The organism is Propionispira arboris (assembly GCF_900109225.1).
GTDB lineage: Bacteria > Bacillota > Negativicutes > Selenomonadales > Selenomonadaceae > Propionispira > Propionispira arboris.
In genome coordinates, this window is sequence record NZ_FNZK01000029.1 from 1 (window position 1) to 17,264 (window position 17,264).

The following is a 17,264-nucleotide window of genomic DNA, read 5'->3' on the forward strand; positions in this document are numbered from 1 at the left end:
GCCTTTTCTTTCGCACTCATTTGGCGGATCAGCTTTAAGACATTCAACGATATATTACTTTTAAAAGAATCCCGTTCGGCAATTTCAATATGTTCATAATGAATGCTCTTTTCCTCTGCCATATCTTCAATATGATTCAGCAATACAGTTTTCCCTACGCCTCTAAGACCATAATAGACAACGGATCTAGCAAAATAACCATTGGCAATATAATTTAATATTTCTTCTGCTTCTCGAATCGTATTTTCACGACCTGCTAAATATCTAGGAGGCACTCCCGCACCGGGCGTATATGGATTCAACAACATATAAATCGTTCCTTTTTGCTTTATTTTCTTTCATTATATTCTTTCTACGCAAAAATACAACTATTTACACAAAAATATTCTTATATTGTATTATATTTTATCTATTTCGCATGAAAAGGTTTATGTTATTGGCATTTTTCTCTCTTTTATACCACCGGGTATTCTTCCTTGTGGTATATTTTTTTGTTATTTTCTTCTTCAATTTCTGTATAAACCTCCAAATTCCCTAAAACATCGGTATTTTTGATTTCTTTTATGGGTATACGCATGGCCATATTTTGCAAACTTTCCGCAAAAGTCTTTGCCTGCATCGGATTCAATGAGAAGTACATACTTTCTTCTGTCTCTCTTTGCTTCGTCCTAAATTCAATGCCAATATGACCTCGGCAAATTCGCAAATCACAGGTTAAATCCTGATACGTTGCACAAAATAGATAAGTTGACATAATTTTGTCCCCCTTATTTTCTCCATAAATATTCATACTTTTCTCGCATACTAGAACCACCACTGCGACCGATAATAACATGATCTAAAAGCGGTATATCCAAAATCTTACCGGCTTTTATTAAACGCTCGGTCACAGCAAGATCTTCTTTACTTTCAGAGCTGACACCCGATGGATGATTGTGAATCGCAATGATTCCAGCAGCCATCGCTTGAATGGCTGGATAATAGGTTTCCCTTGGTGCGACCAAAGATGCCGTAAGCGTTCCAATGGTAATCTGCTGGCTTTTGATAATTTTATTTTTTGCATTTAAAAGCAGTATCCAAAATTCTTCTTGTTGCTTATCTTCTAAGAATCGAAAATATTCGATTACATCTACCGGACCTTGAATCCCCTTAATTTCCTGTTTTCGTCCTTCTTGAACTCGGCTCATGACTTCACGGATACAGGTTATCTTCTTTAGTTTCGCACTGCCAATACCATAAACAGCTTCTAACTCTGTTTTGGGTACATGTATCATGATCTGATAGATGCTTCGGTATTCGCGAATAAGATGTGCCGCACTTTCTTTGGGTAAAAATTCACTAAGCAATTCTTCTTCAGATAAATCTTTTAAATTATCATCTGGTTCCATAAACCATCACAACTCCTTTAAAATAAAAATAGCAGGAACCATGTCCATTCAACACAACTCCTGCTTATGATCCTTTTATGCCCGAAGACTTCTCCGAATAGGTGTAACATTTTTGATGCTACTTTCTGCTTCATGCATCGGCAGTAATTTCCTCGGGACTGCCATCGCTAAAATTTCACCGCCGATTCTTTCAAGTTCCGTAGCCCGTTCATAGCTTTCGGTGATTTGGCTTGCCGCTGTGATTGCGTTAACAAGTCCATACTGACTGTTGTCCCTGCCCATAAAGAGCTGACGAAGCACATCGCCACGTTCATTTTGATTGAGCATGAATTTATCTGCCAAAAGCTCTACAGACTTTACAGGATCATGTTCCAGTGGAATATTCATCGCCGCCCGCATCTTATCTACCGTCAACAAAAATTTCGCTTCATCGACCGCACAACGCACGGTATCTTGTACCTTCATGAAAAAGGCTTTATCGTCTTGCGCTAGTGTTTCATCGGAATAGATTTCATAAGCGGATTCTTCGCTTTCCACCTGCCGTCCCACATGATACCGCTTTTGGGCATAGTCTTTGACAATCAAACCATTTTTACAGACGAGACGATAAATCAGCGGCTCTACTTTAAGGCTTCCAAGCCCCACTTCACTGTTAGAAATAACAAAGCCAGCCTGAACAACATCGCCCACACTGACTTCGGCTTTCAACTTCTTATTGATAACTTTTAAATACAAATGACTTTCGGTGACTTCACAGCTTTCGATCTCGGCTCCTTTCATATCTTTGACAACAGGCAATACGGCGCTACAAAGCTCCAAGTGATCGAGCCTCCGATACCGATCTGACAAAAATGCCCGAACTTTGCCATCCATCACTCGAAGCATGCGTTTTTCCGGTATTCGGGTAAACCACGTATTGACGTTTTCATCGAGCAAGGGCGCTTCTTCCTGCCGCATCTTTTGATAATATCGATAGGGAATTTGAAGCCTTGATGCCATCTGTTGATGTGCCAGTTCGCTTACCGCAAAGGATTGGGGTTCATCTTCCAAATATAGGGACAAGCTGGTTCCGTCTTGATTCGTTGTCATTTCAAGGTTTCTAGTATCTGCGATAAAGTCCTTTCGTGCCATACGTTGCCGTTCTAATTCGCTTCCTACATCTGCTAAGCTTCTGCCTTGTTTCATTTTCCATTACTCCTTTTATTTTCTATTTTTTCACATGAAAAAGCACAGGCAAAATGCCTGTGCTAAATAGGTTTGTTTATTCTTTTAAAAGTGATGATTCAGCGTGTCATATGCTGCTAGATTATGTATAACCACCATTGCCATAGAACTTCCGCGCCTTGCTGTTTTCTATGCCTTACGACCATCCGTAGCCAAAGGCAATCGGCCAACCATATTTAAATCCCTGTACAACAACTGCCATAGCCCCACTATCATCGTTGATTTCAAAGCTGTTCCAATGATTTCCATCATTGCTTTTATAGGCTTCATAGAGATCTGGGCGATCCACTTTCTGATAGTACCAATACGTCTGATTTCCTGTAATATTCCCATCACTATCCACGCTAACAATGTTTTCCGCAAAAGCATGGGCGGTACTGTCATCCCGTTTTGCGACAACAGAGCTTTTATCTAAATAAAAAGCAACTCCCATATGCCCATAAACGAGAACATAATTGGTATCGCCATTGAGATATTTGCTATAACTAGCTTCTACTGGCATCATACCAGCAACCCACACCATACAGGCAAGTACTGCACCCAATAAAATCCGTTTCATTTCTAACACATCCTTTTTTATTTTTTATTCTGCTTTATCTTTTGCCGCATCTTTTTTTCCTGCAAATTTACCTAAAAGGCCGAGAATTACAATCGTACCAAGGATGCCTTGGTAATGAAGCTTCACAAAATCTATCCCCCAGGACACCGCCCCAAAGAACAGATCAAATAATAAATACAGAACAACCGCTGTTCCAACGACACATCCAAGCCACCAACTAAACAGCCCCGACAAGCTGGGGTTTAAGATAACGCTGTTGTTTAAAAGAGCCCAAAATACAATACTTCCCACAATTCCTACCACAATTAAAAATCCTATCCCTAAAAAATCCATGGTTTCCTCCAGCAGTTAAAGGCCATTCTGCCGCTTGACCTAATAAAATAAATCTATATAAAGATGATTATTTGTTCTCTAAATTTTTAAACTGAAATAATGCCGATACTTCTATATGAAGTGCTTTTGCAATTGCCATGAGCACAGGTAATGAAACTGCTTTTTTGACTAGCCCTCTTTCAATTTGAGACACATAGCATGCGCTGATGCTCACGTGTTCAGCCAACTGTAGCTGTGTCAATTGACGATATCTCCTATAGTAATTGATGTTCAAGCCGATTTGCCTAAGTTGTTCTCTATATGTTAAGTCCATTACCTCACCACACTTCCCTCTAAAATTATCGCACATTTTGCCAGTTCCCCGCTTTATAGAATAGTTCTAATACCTAAACCCAGAGTTAAAGTTTTATATTTTCACCTTTGTTTTCAATAAAAAAACGGATGAGCATTATGCTCACCCGCAGTAAAATTCCTATGTTCCTTTGTGTATGATCCTTAAAAGAGCTTTGTGATATATTCACAAGACCCTAGGATTCATTTTTATAATATATAACTGAATATCATGACTTTATCAGGTTGCTTTTATTCTTCGTTAATTGTTAAAAATGCAACATAAAGAGTAAAGACGTTAGGAGGTGAATATTCATGTTATTCGAAACTGCTTTACTTCCATCCGCAGAAGCTGCCGTTTATCTTCGCTATTCTTCTTCAATTATTTATGCACTGATTCGCAATAAGAAAATTCAATTCATAAAACGCGGTAAAAATTATTTAGTATTACGTGCCTCCTTAGATGATTATATAACTGGAAATTTATACAATAAAAAATAGAGAGCCCTCTATTGGCTCTCTATCCATACGTATTTTTATTCTTATTTTCTATGAAACATTCCGATAAATAAATCTAAAAAGGAGTGACATCCATATGTTTAATGACTATAACGACTTAGTAAATGTAGAAGATCTTTGTGAAATGCTTTCCATCGGCAAAAACGCTGCTTACAAACTTTTGGCTTCTGGTGACTTAAAATGTTTCCGATTAAAACGTATTTGGAAAATCCCTAAACAATGTGTAATTAATTATATCTTAAATCAGTCTGAATATATAAAAAATAAGGATTAACAAACCTACCAATCTTATTAAGTCTAACAGATAAAAATAGAACTCCATCCTCGTATGGTCAAGACTTTTGTTTTTATTTCGGCATAATTAATGGTATGTCGTTTTGTCCAATCGATACAATTGAGCCATCAGTATATTCAATTCTAACCCCAGTAAGCTCTGCACGTTTAATTGTGTTATTATACCATGCACAACTCCATGATTCATCTTCACCATCCGTTTGGCCAGGAGCAATCGGACCAGTGACTTTTCCATTAAATTTACTTTCCCGTCTAATCGTACAGTTTACCACATCATTTACTGCATTATAAGGAACTGCTGTAAATGTACAATATTTGATAGTTTTATCAGTTGATACATTTTTGAAAACTATTTCCAAATCAACGCCACCTGCACTATTGGGTCTAGACGTAGCCAAGTGCAAAATTTTTATCGTATTTTGTATTTTCGCTTTATTTTCTGCTGTTTTTGCAGCGGCATCAACTTTTTTCTGCTGCTCTTCTTGGTCTTTTTTAGCAGCTGCAGTAGCTACTACGGCTGCATCATCTGCCATTTTTTTTTGTTGTTGTTCAATAGCCGCCTGCTCACGTTTTTGTTTACTTGATCCATCATCCGTTAACCCAACAAGAATAAATGATACAATAGCCACGCCTAGATATATCATTGCAACTTGCTTTCTCGTTCGTTTTTCTTCCGGTCCCCACCTAATAACTGCCTTTGGCGTAACCATTCCGACCACAAACAGGATCAATGCAATAAAAAATATAAATGATAAAATTGCCATTTCGCCACGACCTTTATAAGAATATATCTACAAAATATACTCTTCGCTTTTTTTCTAAAAAAACCTGTAATAAAAAAATGAAACCATTAAATAAAAGCCTATTGAAAATACCTCTATGCAAGTAGATTCGTTACCCTTATTATCATTTTTATAGATACACCCTTATTGCACCCTAAAAATCAGCAAAAGCGCAAAAATAATCTATGCATAATTATATAGATTATCTTTGCGCTTTTTTAGGAATCAGACGATCACTTCGTATCATCGATTAATTATTTGTAACTCACCTTAGAACCAAGTTCCCCATTATAGACATGTTCAATAGACCCATCTTGATAATAATTCGGAAGCTTTTGCATTTCTTTAAAATTATATTTTTGTAGAAGTTTCTGAAACATATCCATTCGTAAATCTGATATAGTAATAATCGGCTTATCTGTTTCTAAATAGACCATGCATGCTTTTAAAAGAGCCTCCCCTAGTCCTTGGCTCCGACACTCTTCATTAATCCTAAAAGTACATATTTTTTTCTCGGTTTCCGTCTTTTTTAAAATCGCTATACTAGATACCACTTTATTATTTTCGCCTGCAAAAGAAAATAATATTTCTCTATTCCCGTTAGCACGAATAACATCTGGATAAACTATATTATTAAACCAATAATCAAATCCTGGATAATCATTAACCAAATCTTTTAACTGGTTATATACCTTATCTTGGATTTTTACACCAAAAATAGAAACAAGATATTCTTTAACCTGTTCAGGGCGTATTTCTGAAACCTTAAAAAATTTTGTATCCATTATGCTACCCCCTTTTCCTAATTAAAGTCCAAAATGTTGTTTTACAATATCGGTAATAATATTCGCTGCTATAGCAATAAACACCGTAAACAATACATACATAAGCATCAAATATTTTTTATTTTTTTGAGATTGAAATCTAGTTAAGACTGAAAAATCATTTACATACTCAAAGCAATCCTTCTTATCAGATAATTCCGAACCATCCGAGAGCTCAGGATCTTTAGATTTCTTTTTCTTTTTAAAGTGATAAGCAATCATATGATGATCCAAATCATCTATATACTTATCCCATAACTCTTGTTCCAGCATACGACTCTCGACTGGCAACCCTTGATGAATAATCGTTTCATTGGCATTTCTTAAAATTAAATAATGTACTGATTGAAGATCAAATTTCAATCCTTGATTAACTTGATTCTGTAAATCATCACTACAGCTTCTCAAATCGTTCAAACGAAAATCAATAATCTCTGTATCTGTAAGATAATCAGCAATAACAGTGACACCTGTTTCTTTATGCATAATCAAATCTAATTTGTCCTTACAAACAGATATACGTAGGCGAAAATAATACCTTTTAATAGGTTTTTCTTGGCTTACCGATTCCACCGGCTCCCCTGCCTCCACTTGTTCAATATTCTCGACATTAATATCTAAAATAGTTCCAAAAGAGATTGGATGAGATTTCAGTAAACCGTTATTATATGCATTGCGTTTGCAAGGTCGACTTGTAATTTCAGTATCTTCTAAAGCATAAATAATAAAATCCGATAATGAGCTAGACTCTGAGTATACCCTTCCTCGCTTAGGATTTCCAGATGCAACAAGATAACTCTCATTAAAAATAGCATTTACCAAAACATTATTATGTGAAATCACTTCACCTAAATCTTTAATATCATGTATCGATACTTGAAAAGGACAGTACAAATGTAATGTCGTAATTTCCGAAATATCGTCTATCATTAAGCCAAAATCAAATGAATAAGTTTCCTTGTTATTCCATAAATTGATATGTACATCCGCTTTTTTACAGCGCACACCATGTTTTGACGTATACCATACCGCAAAACTTCTCATTTAACAGCATCCCCACATATGTATTTATACGATTGCGGTGCCGAAAAATCATCAAACAATTGTTTCGGATCCAAAGGTATTTCAAATTCATAAAATCTTTCAATTATAAGTGCATATGCTATTTTTTTATCTATAAAATAATGGAAATAATCATCTTTAGATATACCCGCAAATTTTTTTGTCTGTTCCCATACATTATTAGGAGTATCTTTAATACTCTTCGCATAGAGAAAGAAGCCAACAATACGCTTAACCGGACTGCTCGAGTATACATACACGCGCTCAACTGGTTTCAAAAAAATCTTTTTTCTAAATTCATATTTTTTTCGCCCAGATAGAATTTGTTCTACATATTTGGGCTTAATAGACAACAGTACATCCATAAGATATTCCACTTTCTAAACGTATATTATTTAATTTTTCTGTTATAAAATTACATTCGACAATAGTAATACAAAGTCCTGTGTAAATCACTATAACAGTTAGATGCATTATATGATTATACAACGACACCATATATTCTTCAATAAAATTTACATTTTAAACTGTGATGATATGATAATTTTTAAATACTATATCAATATATGCACAATTTATAAAAAAAATTTGCACAGTATTTTGGAATTGGATCCATTACGATTTTTTGGTTTCGGGTCTACTATCGATAAGCGTAAGGCAGTTATCGACCGTTAAGAGTGTGCGTGGCTTTCTAACTGGTTAAAATTCTTGGTACACTCTTAACTATCGATAACTGTGCTTATCGGTCGTAGACCAGTGTCCGAAGGACTGCCGGATTAAGGCGAGGGAAGAGGGGCGACGGAAAAGGCAGGAGCCGCCCATCTTCCCCTATGCCGACTCCGGTCTTACAACACATAGTCAGTATCAGCCTCGCCCCAAAAGGCTGACCGCTTCAACGCTACGATGTTGTATCGGCACTATCACAGACTGAACGAAAGCCGAGTGCTGTCAGCATTCGGCTACATGAGCGGAAGACGAAGACGGCGGCACGGAATGTGCTTTCGCAGAGTCCGTGCCGCCGCCTTGGTCTGGAGCGCCTATTCTACTTTATTATTTTCTCCAATTCGCAACGGGCAATACGTGATATTCTTGACAATATTCCTGTAAAAATTTTTTCTTTTCAAAAATAGGATTTTCACATTGCAAAAAGCCTAATTTAAATTTGTCATGATTTTTCATTTGCCAAAGAACTCTCTCACCCCGATGATTTTTTTTACCATTATAACCGTAATCAATAAGTTGTTTAATTCTTGTATAAAGATTTTTTGCTCTTCCAATGTATAAAATTTCTTGATCGGAATCATTGAATTTTTCTTCTAATGTTCCCACATCATACAGCATAGACTTGCCTTTAAATTCTGCAATAGCAACCGTCGCCTCGCAAAATACAGCAGCTATTTCTACAGGTTTAATCACAATATATAAACCTTTTTTCTTAGGAATCTCAGCGCAATGATTCTCATACAAAGATTCAATTAAACAGTAGTTCTCAAACCGTTCTTTCACACAGCCCATCCCTCTCCCCACGATGTTGTTTTGCCTAAAACTCACATCAATGCACTTGCGTTTCATTATCACATTGAAATGCTATTCCATACCCCCTCACTATTAGATGCAAAAAATTTAATAGTGATATCTTTATTTCTTTTCTGTAGTATCTTAATTATTTTAGTTTGTTCTTCTTCTAGTTCATCATCAGTTTTTCCATCAGTAAAAATTGATAAAAAAACTGTTTTTACATTAGTTTTTTTAAATATTTTATCTATAAGATGTTTATCCTGATCTGACATCGACCATCCATATATTATTATATTTTCGCCTAAATTATTTAATACATTTTCATAAATAAAATTAAGATAAGAACTTCTTTTTATTGCTTTTTCTTTTTGTGCGGAATCTCCCTCACTTACAAAGAGTGGAACGTAATTTCCACTCCATTTATTAGCAATTTCATCTAATAAATTATCGTTATTCGTCCGTTTTATTTTTAATTCTTCATTATTTTTATCAGTAAGTAATACCAAACTACCGTGAGGATAAAAAACTAGTGTAGGGTTTGTTACATTTTTATACGTTTCTCTGAATGTTTCTATTTCATAGTTAAAAGAATTCCCATCACCGTCCCCTCTTCTTTTTGTAAAACAATCTTTCATTGTTATTGGATTATCAGACATTATTGCCCAATAAACCAGTAAATCATAGTTTAAATCTATAACAGTTTTAAACTGCTTCATAAAGTTTCTAACATCATTTATGCTAAATCTCCTAGATTGATATGAAATATGGTTGTCTTTCACTACTTTTATAAGGGCATCTTTTATGTCTTTATAGGTTTCGGACGCAACATGATCACTATCCAAACCTAAGACATCATTTATAATAGCAGCTTGTCGTAGTTTATTTAAAACAAGTTCAAAGTCTTTCGTTTGAATCGCTTCAAATACATTTGTAGCTTTTGAATTTAATATTTGATCGCTAGTTGCTTTCTCAAATAATGATTGATATGAAAAGACGTCACTTATTGCAATACTGGCACCATTCCCCAAAATAAGTGTTGATTCTTTTAACTTATCAGTTAATAAATTACAGTCTCCCCATTTGTAAATTGTATAATCGTCCATATTTCCACTCCCATCATAAATGTCTATCTCCCCCTGAATTGTTAATACGTCTTATTTCTCAATTTGAATATCAACAATGCATTCAGCATAGTCTCCATATCCTTCAATTAGTTCGCTTAACTCGTCTTGAGTTAAATGTCTGACCTGTTTGACTGGAGCATCGGCATAAGGGATTACCGTAGTTACACGATATTTCGCCGTTAGATAACCCTCTAATTCATTGTGATTAATTTCCAAGGTTTCGTGCGGCTTAACTACTAAATCTTGAATCAAGGAACTTATCTTACTCAAAGATGAAACGCCTATGTCGACAACAGTTTCGGCATCTTGTTGGCGAATATCTTCCCCATGAATAGCGCGGTTACATAAGTAGATAACCTGATTTAGTGGTGCTGATATATCTTTAGGTAAAACTTCCCTTAGTGTCAACTCGCGTATCATCATACTGAGGGTGAATGCTCTTTTTCCCGATGATTGCTTGATCATAACTAATTTACATAATCTTGCGATAGACATTTCCAGTTCTATGCGCAACTTCGCTAATGCTATTACAGCATCTTGCTTTACCAAAATTTTGATATTACTAATTATTTTATCCAATTCCGGTAAATTCATAGCTTCATCTTTTTCGGATAAAGTGACCCCGGCTTCTTCTTTTACTTTTTGAACTTCCATTGGACTTATTTCTGCTTCAAAGTCCCCAAATTTAATTTTCTTTAAATTTGAAGCAAAGGGGCTTATCAATAGAATTATAAGCAATACTAGCGTTGTTGTATCTACTTTAACTTCTGCCAATGAAAAAGTATTGCATACGAGTAAAATAAGAGAAATCGAAGAAGTGATCCACCAAACATTTTCCAATACGAAACGACGCAATATAGTTTCCTCCTTATATTCCTCTTGCCTTTATTAATATCAAAAAAGCTCAACACCCTTGTATTCCCTAAGAAACAAATAACTCCTGCTAAATTCAGCAGGAGTTATTTGCTTTTACAAGCGTCGCCTCAGGATAAACGATTTTTGTATTTTACGTCTATTAATTTTTCCGTATCATTGCCGAGATTTCTTTTATCTCGCCCGCCATGATGCTTATGGCTTTTTTAGATTCCTGCAAATTTAATACTTATCTTAAATTTGTTCTTTTTTCAATCTATCAAACAGCTCCGCCCACTGTATAATTGAAATATCTTTTTCCTTCAATACGATTCTTTCTCGGTCCGCTTCTGTTCCTGCCTGTTTTAATTGCCCATAGATTTTTCCAAGAGTCTCCGATTCTATTGAAGATGTTTCTAAGGGGGATGACACTGGAGGTTTACTAGCTAAAACCTTTTTAATAAATATGCACATTTCATCAATAACAATAAGGCTGTCTTCAAAACCTTTTTGTGATTCCGCCAGTTTTTCTTTTATATCCAATAACTGTTTTTCAATATTACGAAAATCTTTTTCCATATCTTCATATATATCATACGGTCCACCAACCCCTGCTGCACGCTTTAAAAATCCTAAGTTTTTAAGTATATCCATTAACAATTGCAAGAATTTTTTATATTGGAGACGATAATCTTTTTCTATGTCAAAATCATTCATTCGCTTTAGCAATATAACAAATGCAGACAAAGAATCCCCATTACGAACCCGAGCTAAAAAAGGCTTCATATTGGCCATAAAACTATCATTAATTTTTTTTGGCTTTTTAATTAAAAAATAGAGTTCTAATAACCCTCTATAATCTACCGGTTGATTTGGTGATTCTGTAGCAATAAAAGATATAAAATATATTTTCCAACGATATTCAGCACCTTTACCCCAGAGCGCCGTCAATATATCCGCGGAAAATTTTCTTGTTGGTAATTTACCTTCAAATTCTCTGTATCCTGCGTCCCATTCTGTTTTTTTCTTACTCAAAATCAGCTCTTGCATATTATCTACAATCCACTGGTAGTCTGTTAAAACAGGCTGCCCGGCTTCTACCAAGTGCCAAATAATGGATTCTATCTGATCTAGCATTTGCCCCTGCTGCATTGCTCTAGAACTTTCAGCCACAACTGACCGTGATTTTTCAGTATCTCTAACATCTAAGTCGTAATTGTCTCCCACCAAAAATCGGTATGCAATATAAGCTTTTATATCCTCATCATCCTGAAATAGTTTACCCATTTGCATATTTTCTTTTGTTGTGGAGCTGTCTTTCTCTGATAAGATGCGCAATACTTCCCACGCCGGCATCAGTTTATCATCATTTTTAATATCAAAACAATATCTTAAATTCTTACCACAGGCAAAACGACTATAAATTTCCGTTAAAAAATGTTTAATAAAAAAGAACGCTATTATTGTATGTTTATCACCATCAACTCTATTATTGGGTCTACTCAATATGTGATAAATATCTGTCAAAAAATACCGAACTGTCCTAATACTATATATATCTCTAAATACCACATTAATTTTTTCTGTTAAGTCTATCCCTTGAATTATATCCTTTACAAAAGCCATTGAATTCGCTTGAAAATCTTGCAAATTACCTGCTGTTAAAATAGCTTTATCAAACCCATTTTCTTTTATTTCATTTTGTATAACTTCATAAAAATCAACTTTTGACAATTTCATTGTATATGGAATATATTTTTCCAAATACTTAGGCTCGCCTGCATCGCCCAAATATTCTTTAAGTTTGACCGGATCATATTGATACAAAATTTTAACGCATTCATTATTAAATGCCAATTTTTCTGAAATATAAAAAATTTTTATTATTACATTTTTATCGACAATCCGATCCAGATCTTCATAAACAATAAGGATAGTTTTCCCAAGCTTTTTCAATTCTTTTCTTAAGTTACAAAATGCTTTGGCATAAGATTCATTTGACTCTGATAGTAATTCACCAAAAAATTTTATTTTTTTCTCCTTATCAAAAAAATTTTTTAATCGTTTAGAATACCTTGATATAATGCCATTCTCATATAAAACCCGTTCCATTTCATCCACTATAATCTGCGGTAAAACATCCAAATTACAGGCTAATACATCAATCGTGATAACTTCATACTTCTCATTGTCTTGAAAAGATTCGTTTAATTTTTTAATAAAGAAAGTCTTTCCATCGCCCCATGCAGCCTCTATCCCGATAATAGGAAAATCTTTATTTTTGATTTTTTCTTTTATTGTGTTTAAATCACTTTGCCGTTTTCCGTATAATTTTTCATGTAAATCTAATTCATTTACAACATATTGCCAGCAAGTTGTGCAATGCAATACGACCTGTATCATTTGCAATATAGCTAACGAGCATATTGCGCTAGGATTTACAAAAAGAAATGCTACATTTCCACCATACAAAACCGCAAAAATTTTATTATAAAATACGCGATTCTTACAAGGACAAAATTGTATTAGCACTAAAATGCAACAAACCATACTTAATATTGCATAAATAGATAAAGGAACCTTCAATCCCCAAAACAGTATTGCAAAAACCATCATACTTTGTAAAAAAAATATTATAATGTTTTTTAATTCTTTTTTCATAGTATAGCTCCAAATATTGTTATTTTATTCCTCGTTATTATACCATTCCTGATGCCAAATTAGTTGGTAAAGTTCTGTCGACGATCTGACTGAATTACTTCCAAGAACGGTAGTGCTTATCCATCGTCTTAAAATACAATTTCCAAAAGAAGTGTACCTATTTATTTTTACGACTAATATATTTTATAAAAAAGCAAAAAAATACAAAGCATAGACCATACTTTGTATTTTCTACCTATTAATTTTTCCGGATCATTGCCGATAGTTCTTTGATCTCGCCCGCCAGGTCGCCTATTTTATCTGCGAAAACGTCCAGCGACTTTTGAAATTTAATCAGCAGGTAGAGCGTAATCACAATTGGAAACCCGACCTGTGCGATTGCAGTCAATATATTGCCGTCCATAGCCATACACCCCCTTTTTGCCCAATCGATCTATATACAGGAAAAGCCCCGCAGTTGCAGGGCTTTTTTGACGTTGACTACACTCAAACAAGTGCCATAACGGTGACTTCTTTAATTTGCGCTTTTATTTGAAAATACATTTTAGCGATACACGCTGTCATATATTCGTCCGTATTGGCTTTGGTTAGACCGTCTTTCGGATCCGAAAGCGAATACTGCACTTCTTTATCTGACACCGTTTTAAATTCGACAAGCCCGTTATCGAACGCAAAATGGTCAAAAATCTGCTAGGCACTTGGCGAAAACTTCGCTATATAATCTTCCAGATTCGCCCGCGTGCTCGTTGAGCCGACGTTAGCCAACGAAAACTCGGATATATTGTAAAACGCTGCCTTGGCCGTTCCCGGCAAAAGCAAGTCCAGATCCACACCACTATCCTTTCTCGCCTTGTATTGATTTCGAACCGCCGCCCTCGTTGGTTCAAGCACACACTCCAACCGCCGCAACACCGTAAACGGTAATATGATTCGTCCAAACTCCGACCGCTTAAAATCGCCGCGTAAAAGATCGGCTACGTCCCAGATAAAATCGGCAAGACTTTGTTGATTGACTATATTGGACAAAGAAACAACCCCATTTTCTTATTGAAATCCCGCTTATAGCTGCTTCATTTATAATATTTGTAATTTATACCATTTCGACTAAAGCGTTCTGTTTCCCTGCTGATACAACGCATGTCAATTGACTACCCTATGGATTGGATATTTGGCGATCTCTACGCTGTGCAGACCATGAAACTGGCTGATATGCTTATTTACAGAGTAAGCGTCAAAAATGCCGTTACCTTGACAACACGTCAGTCGATAACGGCATTCATAAATTTTTGTAGTTTACTTGAAAAACACGGATACAAACCCAGTTGCTCTTCAAGGTCAGATTTCTGTGCTTTTTAATAATAGCGTAACAGCACTATTCATAACTTTTGCAATTGGATCATGGATAATAAGGTTGGCTTTTTCATCAGCTGGAGTGACTGTTTTATTAATTAAAACAATAGTTTTTCCATGGAAATAATTTACAAGCGTCGCTGCAGGATAAACGATTAAAGAAGTCCCACCAATAATTAAAGTGTCGGCACTACTAATGGCTTCAATTGCCTGCTTTATCACATTTTCATCCAACGTTTCTCCATAAAGAACTATATCCGGCCTAATGAGTTTTCCACACGAACAGAAGGGGATATCTTTAGCATTGAGAATGTAAGAGATATCGTATTTCTTGTGACATTTTATGCAATAGTTTTCATATACGGACCCATGTAATTCTATTACATTTTTGGAACCTGCAGCTTGATGAAGCCCATCAATATTCTGCGTAATTATAGCGGATAGTTTTCCCATCTTTTCTAGAGTGACTAGTGCTCTATGGCAATCATTTGGTTTGGCTTCAAGATGCACAAGTTTGGCTTTGTAGAATGAATAGAAATCCTTTGGTCGTCTTTTAAAAAAATAATGAGATACTATTTCTTCCGGTGAATAACTATTGTTTGTTTTTTGATTATAGATACCTTCCTCACTACGAAAATCAGGGATGCCTGACTCTGTAGATACGCCTGCTCCGCCAAAAAAAACAATGTTTTTACTTTGCTTTAAAATTTGTACTAGATTATTATTCATCATTTTCATAGTCTTCCATGCGTTCTTTCCAAATACCTTCTCTATTCTCTTTTAAGGCCGAAATATCTTGTGTTAGTGTATAGCAGTCCGTTTCATAATCCGATTTTAAGACAACAGCATCCGTCATTGAATCGAATTTATAAGCATTGCGATAATGATCAACTAATCGATGATGGCTTCTATCGCTCTTATCTGCAGCAAATAAATATACATACTCACAGCCTATCGTTTCGGTTATTCTGCAAATTTGAGGAACAACAACTTCCCAAAATAAGACAAATCCAAGAGGAACTTCTGTATATTTATACCCCTTGTAGCTTGTATTCTTACAGTAATGCATCAACTCAATTGCTGGATAACACTCTGCGACATGTGTTGTCTTAGATGGATCTCGTTCTTGATCTTTTTTTGCTTCTAATCGACTTCTTGCAATGTTAAATAATTCTGTAGCTCCTTTAACGTCAAACGTGGCTAATACATCAGTATAAAGACCATCTAATTCATGCTGTGAAGTATCTGTTGTATTTTCCATTATTTTATAAATTGAATCTACATAATATTCTTTCTCTTGATCTAGTTCCATCTCTTTTTTATATAAAAGACCACATTTTAATGAAAAATAAAATGCAATTTCATCTTTACTATCCTTTATTAGATATACCTTTGTTTTCCCATCTTCATCATGTTTCCACGCATCATTTTGCAGATAGTTTACTAAAGGTTCTCCATACTCAGTTGTAGTAAATGATAAAATTGCATCCTTGTTTTTTGGGTTACTAGTTAATGTTTCACATGTGTATTGTTGACAAAATGTTCTTATCTCTTTAATACTTATAAAACTCACCCCATTTTTATTCTGCTTGCGATCCGGATCTTGCCCTTTCAGAAGACTCCCTTAATGCGTCAATTCTCATTGCACTGAGTTTTAATGGAATATTTCCGTTTTCTCCTGTTTTAAGCCCCTTACGTGAAACTTTCCAAGCTAATTCTCCATGTGATAACGTACTTAATTTCCATGCAGACATACGGGCATATCTATCAAAAGCCTGTTTGACTATTTTTTGAGAATCTACTGAGATTGCAACATTGCTGTCATTAAAGTTAGCCCCTCTTTTATATTCTTCTCGAACAGAACGCAAAACAGGTCCATATTTCCATCCGTGAAACGCTTCATCGAACAAAGGCTCTTTTGTGCATATCAATGACTCTCTTTGTGTGAAGTACATCAATTTGTGCATTTTCATTTCATCCATTGGCTCATTAAACACACTAAAATAAGTGTTATAAAGTGTTTGGGCTACAGCTAATGTATTTTCCATACGTATCCCCCTCCACTGTTCATCACAATAAGTTCATTATGCAGTGCACATCAATAAACTTATCTTTTAAGATACAGTAAACCGCCTCCAGCAATCAAGCTAAGGCGGTAGACTTTTCGTTGCAAATTTAGGGCTGACCATTTAGTGGTCATGCCCTTCCTATATTTAATTATACATTACAGTGTTAAAAAAATCAATGTTGTATGTGTCACTGTTTCATTATAACATGAAAATTTTATGCATACATAATAAAAACAAAATGAATAAACTTTACATTTTCTTATGATGCATTACCGTTACGGCACCCCAGTTGTACCCTAACTATAAAATAATTACTAAAAAACATAATTTTATGCAGGCGAAAATCAGCAACATTAATCCTTCACGCCACTTTCT

23 protein-coding genes are annotated in these 17,264 nt (G+C 35.1%); 2 read left to right on the forward strand and 21 right to left on the reverse strand.

The features are described 5' to 3' along the window. The 7 genes from BMY14_RS19580 to BMY14_RS19610 all read right to left on the reverse strand — a co-directional run. Positions 1-308: ATP-binding protein (locus BMY14_RS19580; protein ID WP_143063201.1), on the reverse strand; the 308-nt coding region annotated here is incomplete at its 3' end. 146 nt (positions 309-454) lie between these two features. Beyond that, positions 455-754 carry a hypothetical protein gene (locus tag BMY14_RS19585; RefSeq protein WP_091835715.1) on the reverse strand — a complete coding sequence of 100 codons (300 nt, stop codon included), beginning with the start codon at positions 752-754 and terminating at the stop codon, positions 455-457. Positions 755-767: 13 nt separating this feature from the next. Next, positions 768-1,388 (reverse strand): JAB domain-containing protein, encoded by a 621-nt coding sequence (locus BMY14_RS19590; RefSeq protein WP_091835718.1) that lies wholly within the window; start codon positions 1,386-1,388, stop codon positions 768-770. A gap of 75 nt (positions 1,389-1,463) precedes the next feature. Beyond that, entirely contained in the window at positions 1,464-2,573 is a 1,110-nt protein-coding gene (locus BMY14_RS19595) for a DUF932 domain-containing protein (protein WP_091835721.1), read from the reverse strand. Between the two features lie 175 nt (positions 2,574-2,748). Further along, entirely contained in the window at positions 2,749-3,171 is a 423-nt protein-coding gene (locus tag BMY14_RS19600; RefSeq protein WP_091835725.1) for a hypothetical protein, read from the reverse strand. Between the two features lie 24 nt (positions 3,172-3,195). Beyond that, positions 3,196-3,504 carry a hypothetical protein gene (locus tag BMY14_RS19605; RefSeq protein WP_091835728.1) on the reverse strand — a complete coding sequence of 103 codons (309 nt, stop codon included), beginning with the start codon at positions 3,502-3,504 and terminating at the stop codon, positions 3,196-3,198. Between the two features lie 67 nt (positions 3,505-3,571). Then, entirely contained in the window at positions 3,572-3,745 is a 174-nt protein-coding gene (locus BMY14_RS19610) for a helix-turn-helix domain-containing protein (RefSeq protein WP_245741501.1), read from the reverse strand. A gap of 404 nt (positions 3,746-4,149) precedes the next feature. Here BMY14_RS19610 and BMY14_RS19615 point away from each other — a divergent pair, with 404 nt between their 5' ends. After that, the gene (locus BMY14_RS19615) at positions 4,150-4,335 is read left to right on the forward strand and encodes a helix-turn-helix domain-containing protein (protein WP_091835731.1); all 186 of its coding nucleotides are present in this window, start codon (positions 4,150-4,152) and stop codon (positions 4,333-4,335) included. A 94-nt stretch (positions 4,336-4,429) separates the two neighbouring features. Next, positions 4,430-4,627, forward strand: coding sequence for a helix-turn-helix domain-containing protein (locus BMY14_RS19620; protein ID WP_091835734.1), 198 nt, complete (start codon positions 4,430-4,432; stop codon positions 4,625-4,627). A 73-nt stretch (positions 4,628-4,700) separates the two neighbouring features. Here BMY14_RS19620 and BMY14_RS19625 read toward each other — a convergent pair whose 3' ends face one another. The 14 genes from BMY14_RS19625 to BMY14_RS19685 all read right to left on the reverse strand — a co-directional run bounded on the left by BMY14_RS19625 (position 4,701) and on the right by BMY14_RS19685 (position 16,868). Continuing rightward, positions 4,701-5,411 (reverse strand): hypothetical protein, encoded by a 711-nt coding sequence (locus tag BMY14_RS19625; RefSeq protein ID WP_091835737.1) that lies wholly within the window; start codon positions 5,409-5,411, stop codon positions 4,701-4,703. Between the two features lie 272 nt (positions 5,412-5,683). Beyond that, complete coding sequence (locus BMY14_RS19630; protein WP_091835740.1) at positions 5,684-6,214, reverse strand: GNAT family N-acetyltransferase; 531 nt, start codon at positions 6,212-6,214, stop codon at positions 5,684-5,686. 21 nt (positions 6,215-6,235) lie between these two features. After that, positions 6,236-7,297 carry a hypothetical protein gene (locus BMY14_RS19635; RefSeq protein WP_091835743.1) on the reverse strand — a complete coding sequence of 354 codons (1,062 nt, stop codon included), beginning with the start codon at positions 7,295-7,297 and terminating at the stop codon, positions 6,236-6,238. Next, positions 7,294-7,680, reverse strand: coding sequence for an ASCH domain-containing protein (locus BMY14_RS19640; protein WP_091835746.1), 387 nt, complete (start codon positions 7,678-7,680; stop codon positions 7,294-7,296). The genes BMY14_RS19635 and BMY14_RS19640 overlap by 4 nt, the downstream gene beginning before the upstream one ends. 685 nt (positions 7,681-8,365) lie before the next feature. Next, positions 8,366-8,821 carry a GIY-YIG nuclease family protein gene (locus BMY14_RS19645; protein WP_143063202.1) on the reverse strand — a complete coding sequence of 152 codons (456 nt, stop codon included), beginning with the start codon at positions 8,819-8,821 and terminating at the stop codon, positions 8,366-8,368. A 68-nt stretch (positions 8,822-8,889) separates the two neighbouring features. Next, complete coding sequence (locus BMY14_RS19650; RefSeq protein WP_091835751.1) at positions 8,890-9,936, reverse strand: DUF4917 family protein; 1,047 nt, start codon at positions 9,934-9,936, stop codon at positions 8,890-8,892. 51 nt (positions 9,937-9,987) lie between these two features. Further along, a complete protein-coding gene (locus BMY14_RS19655) occupies positions 9,988-10,812 on the reverse strand; it encodes a hypothetical protein (protein WP_091835754.1) in 825 nt (274 codons plus the stop codon). 252 nt (positions 10,813-11,064) lie between these two features. Next, positions 11,065-13,470: a P-loop NTPase fold protein gene (locus BMY14_RS19660; RefSeq protein ID WP_091835757.1), complete on the reverse strand. Its 2,406-nt coding sequence runs from the start codon at positions 13,468-13,470 to the stop codon at positions 11,065-11,067. A gap of 238 nt (positions 13,471-13,708) precedes the next feature. After that, the gene (locus BMY14_RS19665; protein WP_019552841.1) at positions 13,709-13,873 is read right to left on the reverse strand and encodes a YvrJ family protein; all 165 of its coding nucleotides are present in this window, start codon (positions 13,871-13,873) and stop codon (positions 13,709-13,711) included. Between the two features lie 83 nt (positions 13,874-13,956). Further along, complete coding sequence (locus BMY14_RS20425; protein ID WP_177177678.1) at positions 13,957-14,109, reverse strand: hypothetical protein; 153 nt, start codon at positions 14,107-14,109, stop codon at positions 13,957-13,959. Between the two features lie 51 nt (positions 14,110-14,160). Next, a complete protein-coding gene (locus BMY14_RS19670) occupies positions 14,161-14,496 on the reverse strand; it encodes a type I restriction-modification system subunit M N-terminal domain-containing protein (protein WP_245741502.1) in 336 nt (111 codons plus the stop codon). A 309-nt stretch (positions 14,497-14,805) separates the two neighbouring features. Then, positions 14,806-15,558 (reverse strand): NAD-dependent protein deacylase, encoded by a 753-nt coding sequence (locus tag BMY14_RS19675; protein WP_091835760.1) that lies wholly within the window; start codon positions 15,556-15,558, stop codon positions 14,806-14,808. Further along, entirely contained in the window at positions 15,542-16,393 is an 852-nt protein-coding gene (locus BMY14_RS19680; protein ID WP_091835763.1) for a hypothetical protein, read from the reverse strand. The genes BMY14_RS19675 and BMY14_RS19680 overlap by 17 nt, the downstream gene beginning before the upstream one ends. A gap of 7 nt (positions 16,394-16,400) precedes the next feature. Further along, complete coding sequence (locus tag BMY14_RS19685) at positions 16,401-16,868, reverse strand: Panacea domain-containing protein (RefSeq protein WP_091835765.1); 468 nt, start codon at positions 16,866-16,868, stop codon at positions 16,401-16,403. Between the last annotated feature and the right edge of the window lie 396 nt (positions 16,869-17,264).

Bases quoted from the DNA above. Each gene is read 5' to 3' on its own strand.
- BMY14_RS19600 (WP_091835725.1), bottom strand. From the start codon at position 3,171: ATGAAACGGATTTTATTGGGTGCAGTACTTGCCTGTATGGTGTGGGTT.
- BMY14_RS19625 (WP_091835737.1), bottom strand. From the start codon at position 5,411: ATGGCAATTTTATCATTTATATTTTTTATTGCATTGATCCTGTTTGTG.
- BMY14_RS19605 (WP_091835728.1), bottom strand. From the start codon at position 3,504: ATGGATTTTTTAGGGATAGGATTTTTAATTGTGGTAGGAATTGTGGGA.
- BMY14_RS19585 (WP_091835715.1), bottom strand. From the start codon at position 754: ATGTCAACTTATCTATTTTGTGCAACGTATCAGGATTTAACCTGTGAT.
- BMY14_RS19595 (WP_091835721.1), bottom strand. From the start codon at position 2,573: ATGAAACAAGGCAGAAGCTTAGCAGATGTAGGAAGCGAATTAGAACGG.
- BMY14_RS19665 (WP_019552841.1), bottom strand. From the start codon at position 13,873: ATGGACGGCAATATATTGACTGCAATCGCACAGGTCGGGTTTCCAATT.
- BMY14_RS19635 (WP_091835743.1), bottom strand. From the start codon at position 7,297: ATGAGAAGTTTTGCGGTATGGTATACGTCAAAACATGGTGTGCGCTGT.
- BMY14_RS19630 (WP_091835740.1), bottom strand. From the start codon at position 6,214: ATGGATACAAAATTTTTTAAGGTTTCAGAAATACGCCCTGAACAGGTT.
- BMY14_RS19640 (WP_091835746.1), bottom strand. From the start codon at position 7,680: ATGGATGTACTGTTGTCTATTAAGCCCAAATATGTAGAACAAATTCTA.
- BMY14_RS19590 (WP_091835718.1), bottom strand. From the start codon at position 1,388: ATGGAACCAGATGATAATTTAAAAGATTTATCTGAAGAAGAATTGCTT.
- BMY14_RS19685 (WP_091835765.1), bottom strand. From the start codon at position 16,868: ATGGAAAATACATTAGCTGTAGCCCAAACACTTTATAACACTTATTTT.
- BMY14_RS19675 (WP_091835760.1), bottom strand. From the start codon at position 15,558: ATGAAAATGATGAATAATAATCTAGTACAAATTTTAAAGCAAAGTAAA.
- BMY14_RS19650 (WP_091835751.1), bottom strand. From the start codon at position 9,936: ATGGACGATTATACAATTTACAAATGGGGAGACTGTAATTTATTAACT.
- BMY14_RS19620 (WP_091835734.1), top strand. From the start codon at position 4,430: ATGTTTAATGACTATAACGACTTAGTAAATGTAGAAGATCTTTGTGAA.
- BMY14_RS19615 (WP_091835731.1), top strand. From the start codon at position 4,150: ATGTTATTCGAAACTGCTTTACTTCCATCCGCAGAAGCTGCCGTTTAT.
- BMY14_RS19660 (WP_091835757.1), bottom strand. From the start codon at position 13,470: ATGAAAAAAGAATTAAAAAACATTATAATATTTTTTTTACAAAGTATG.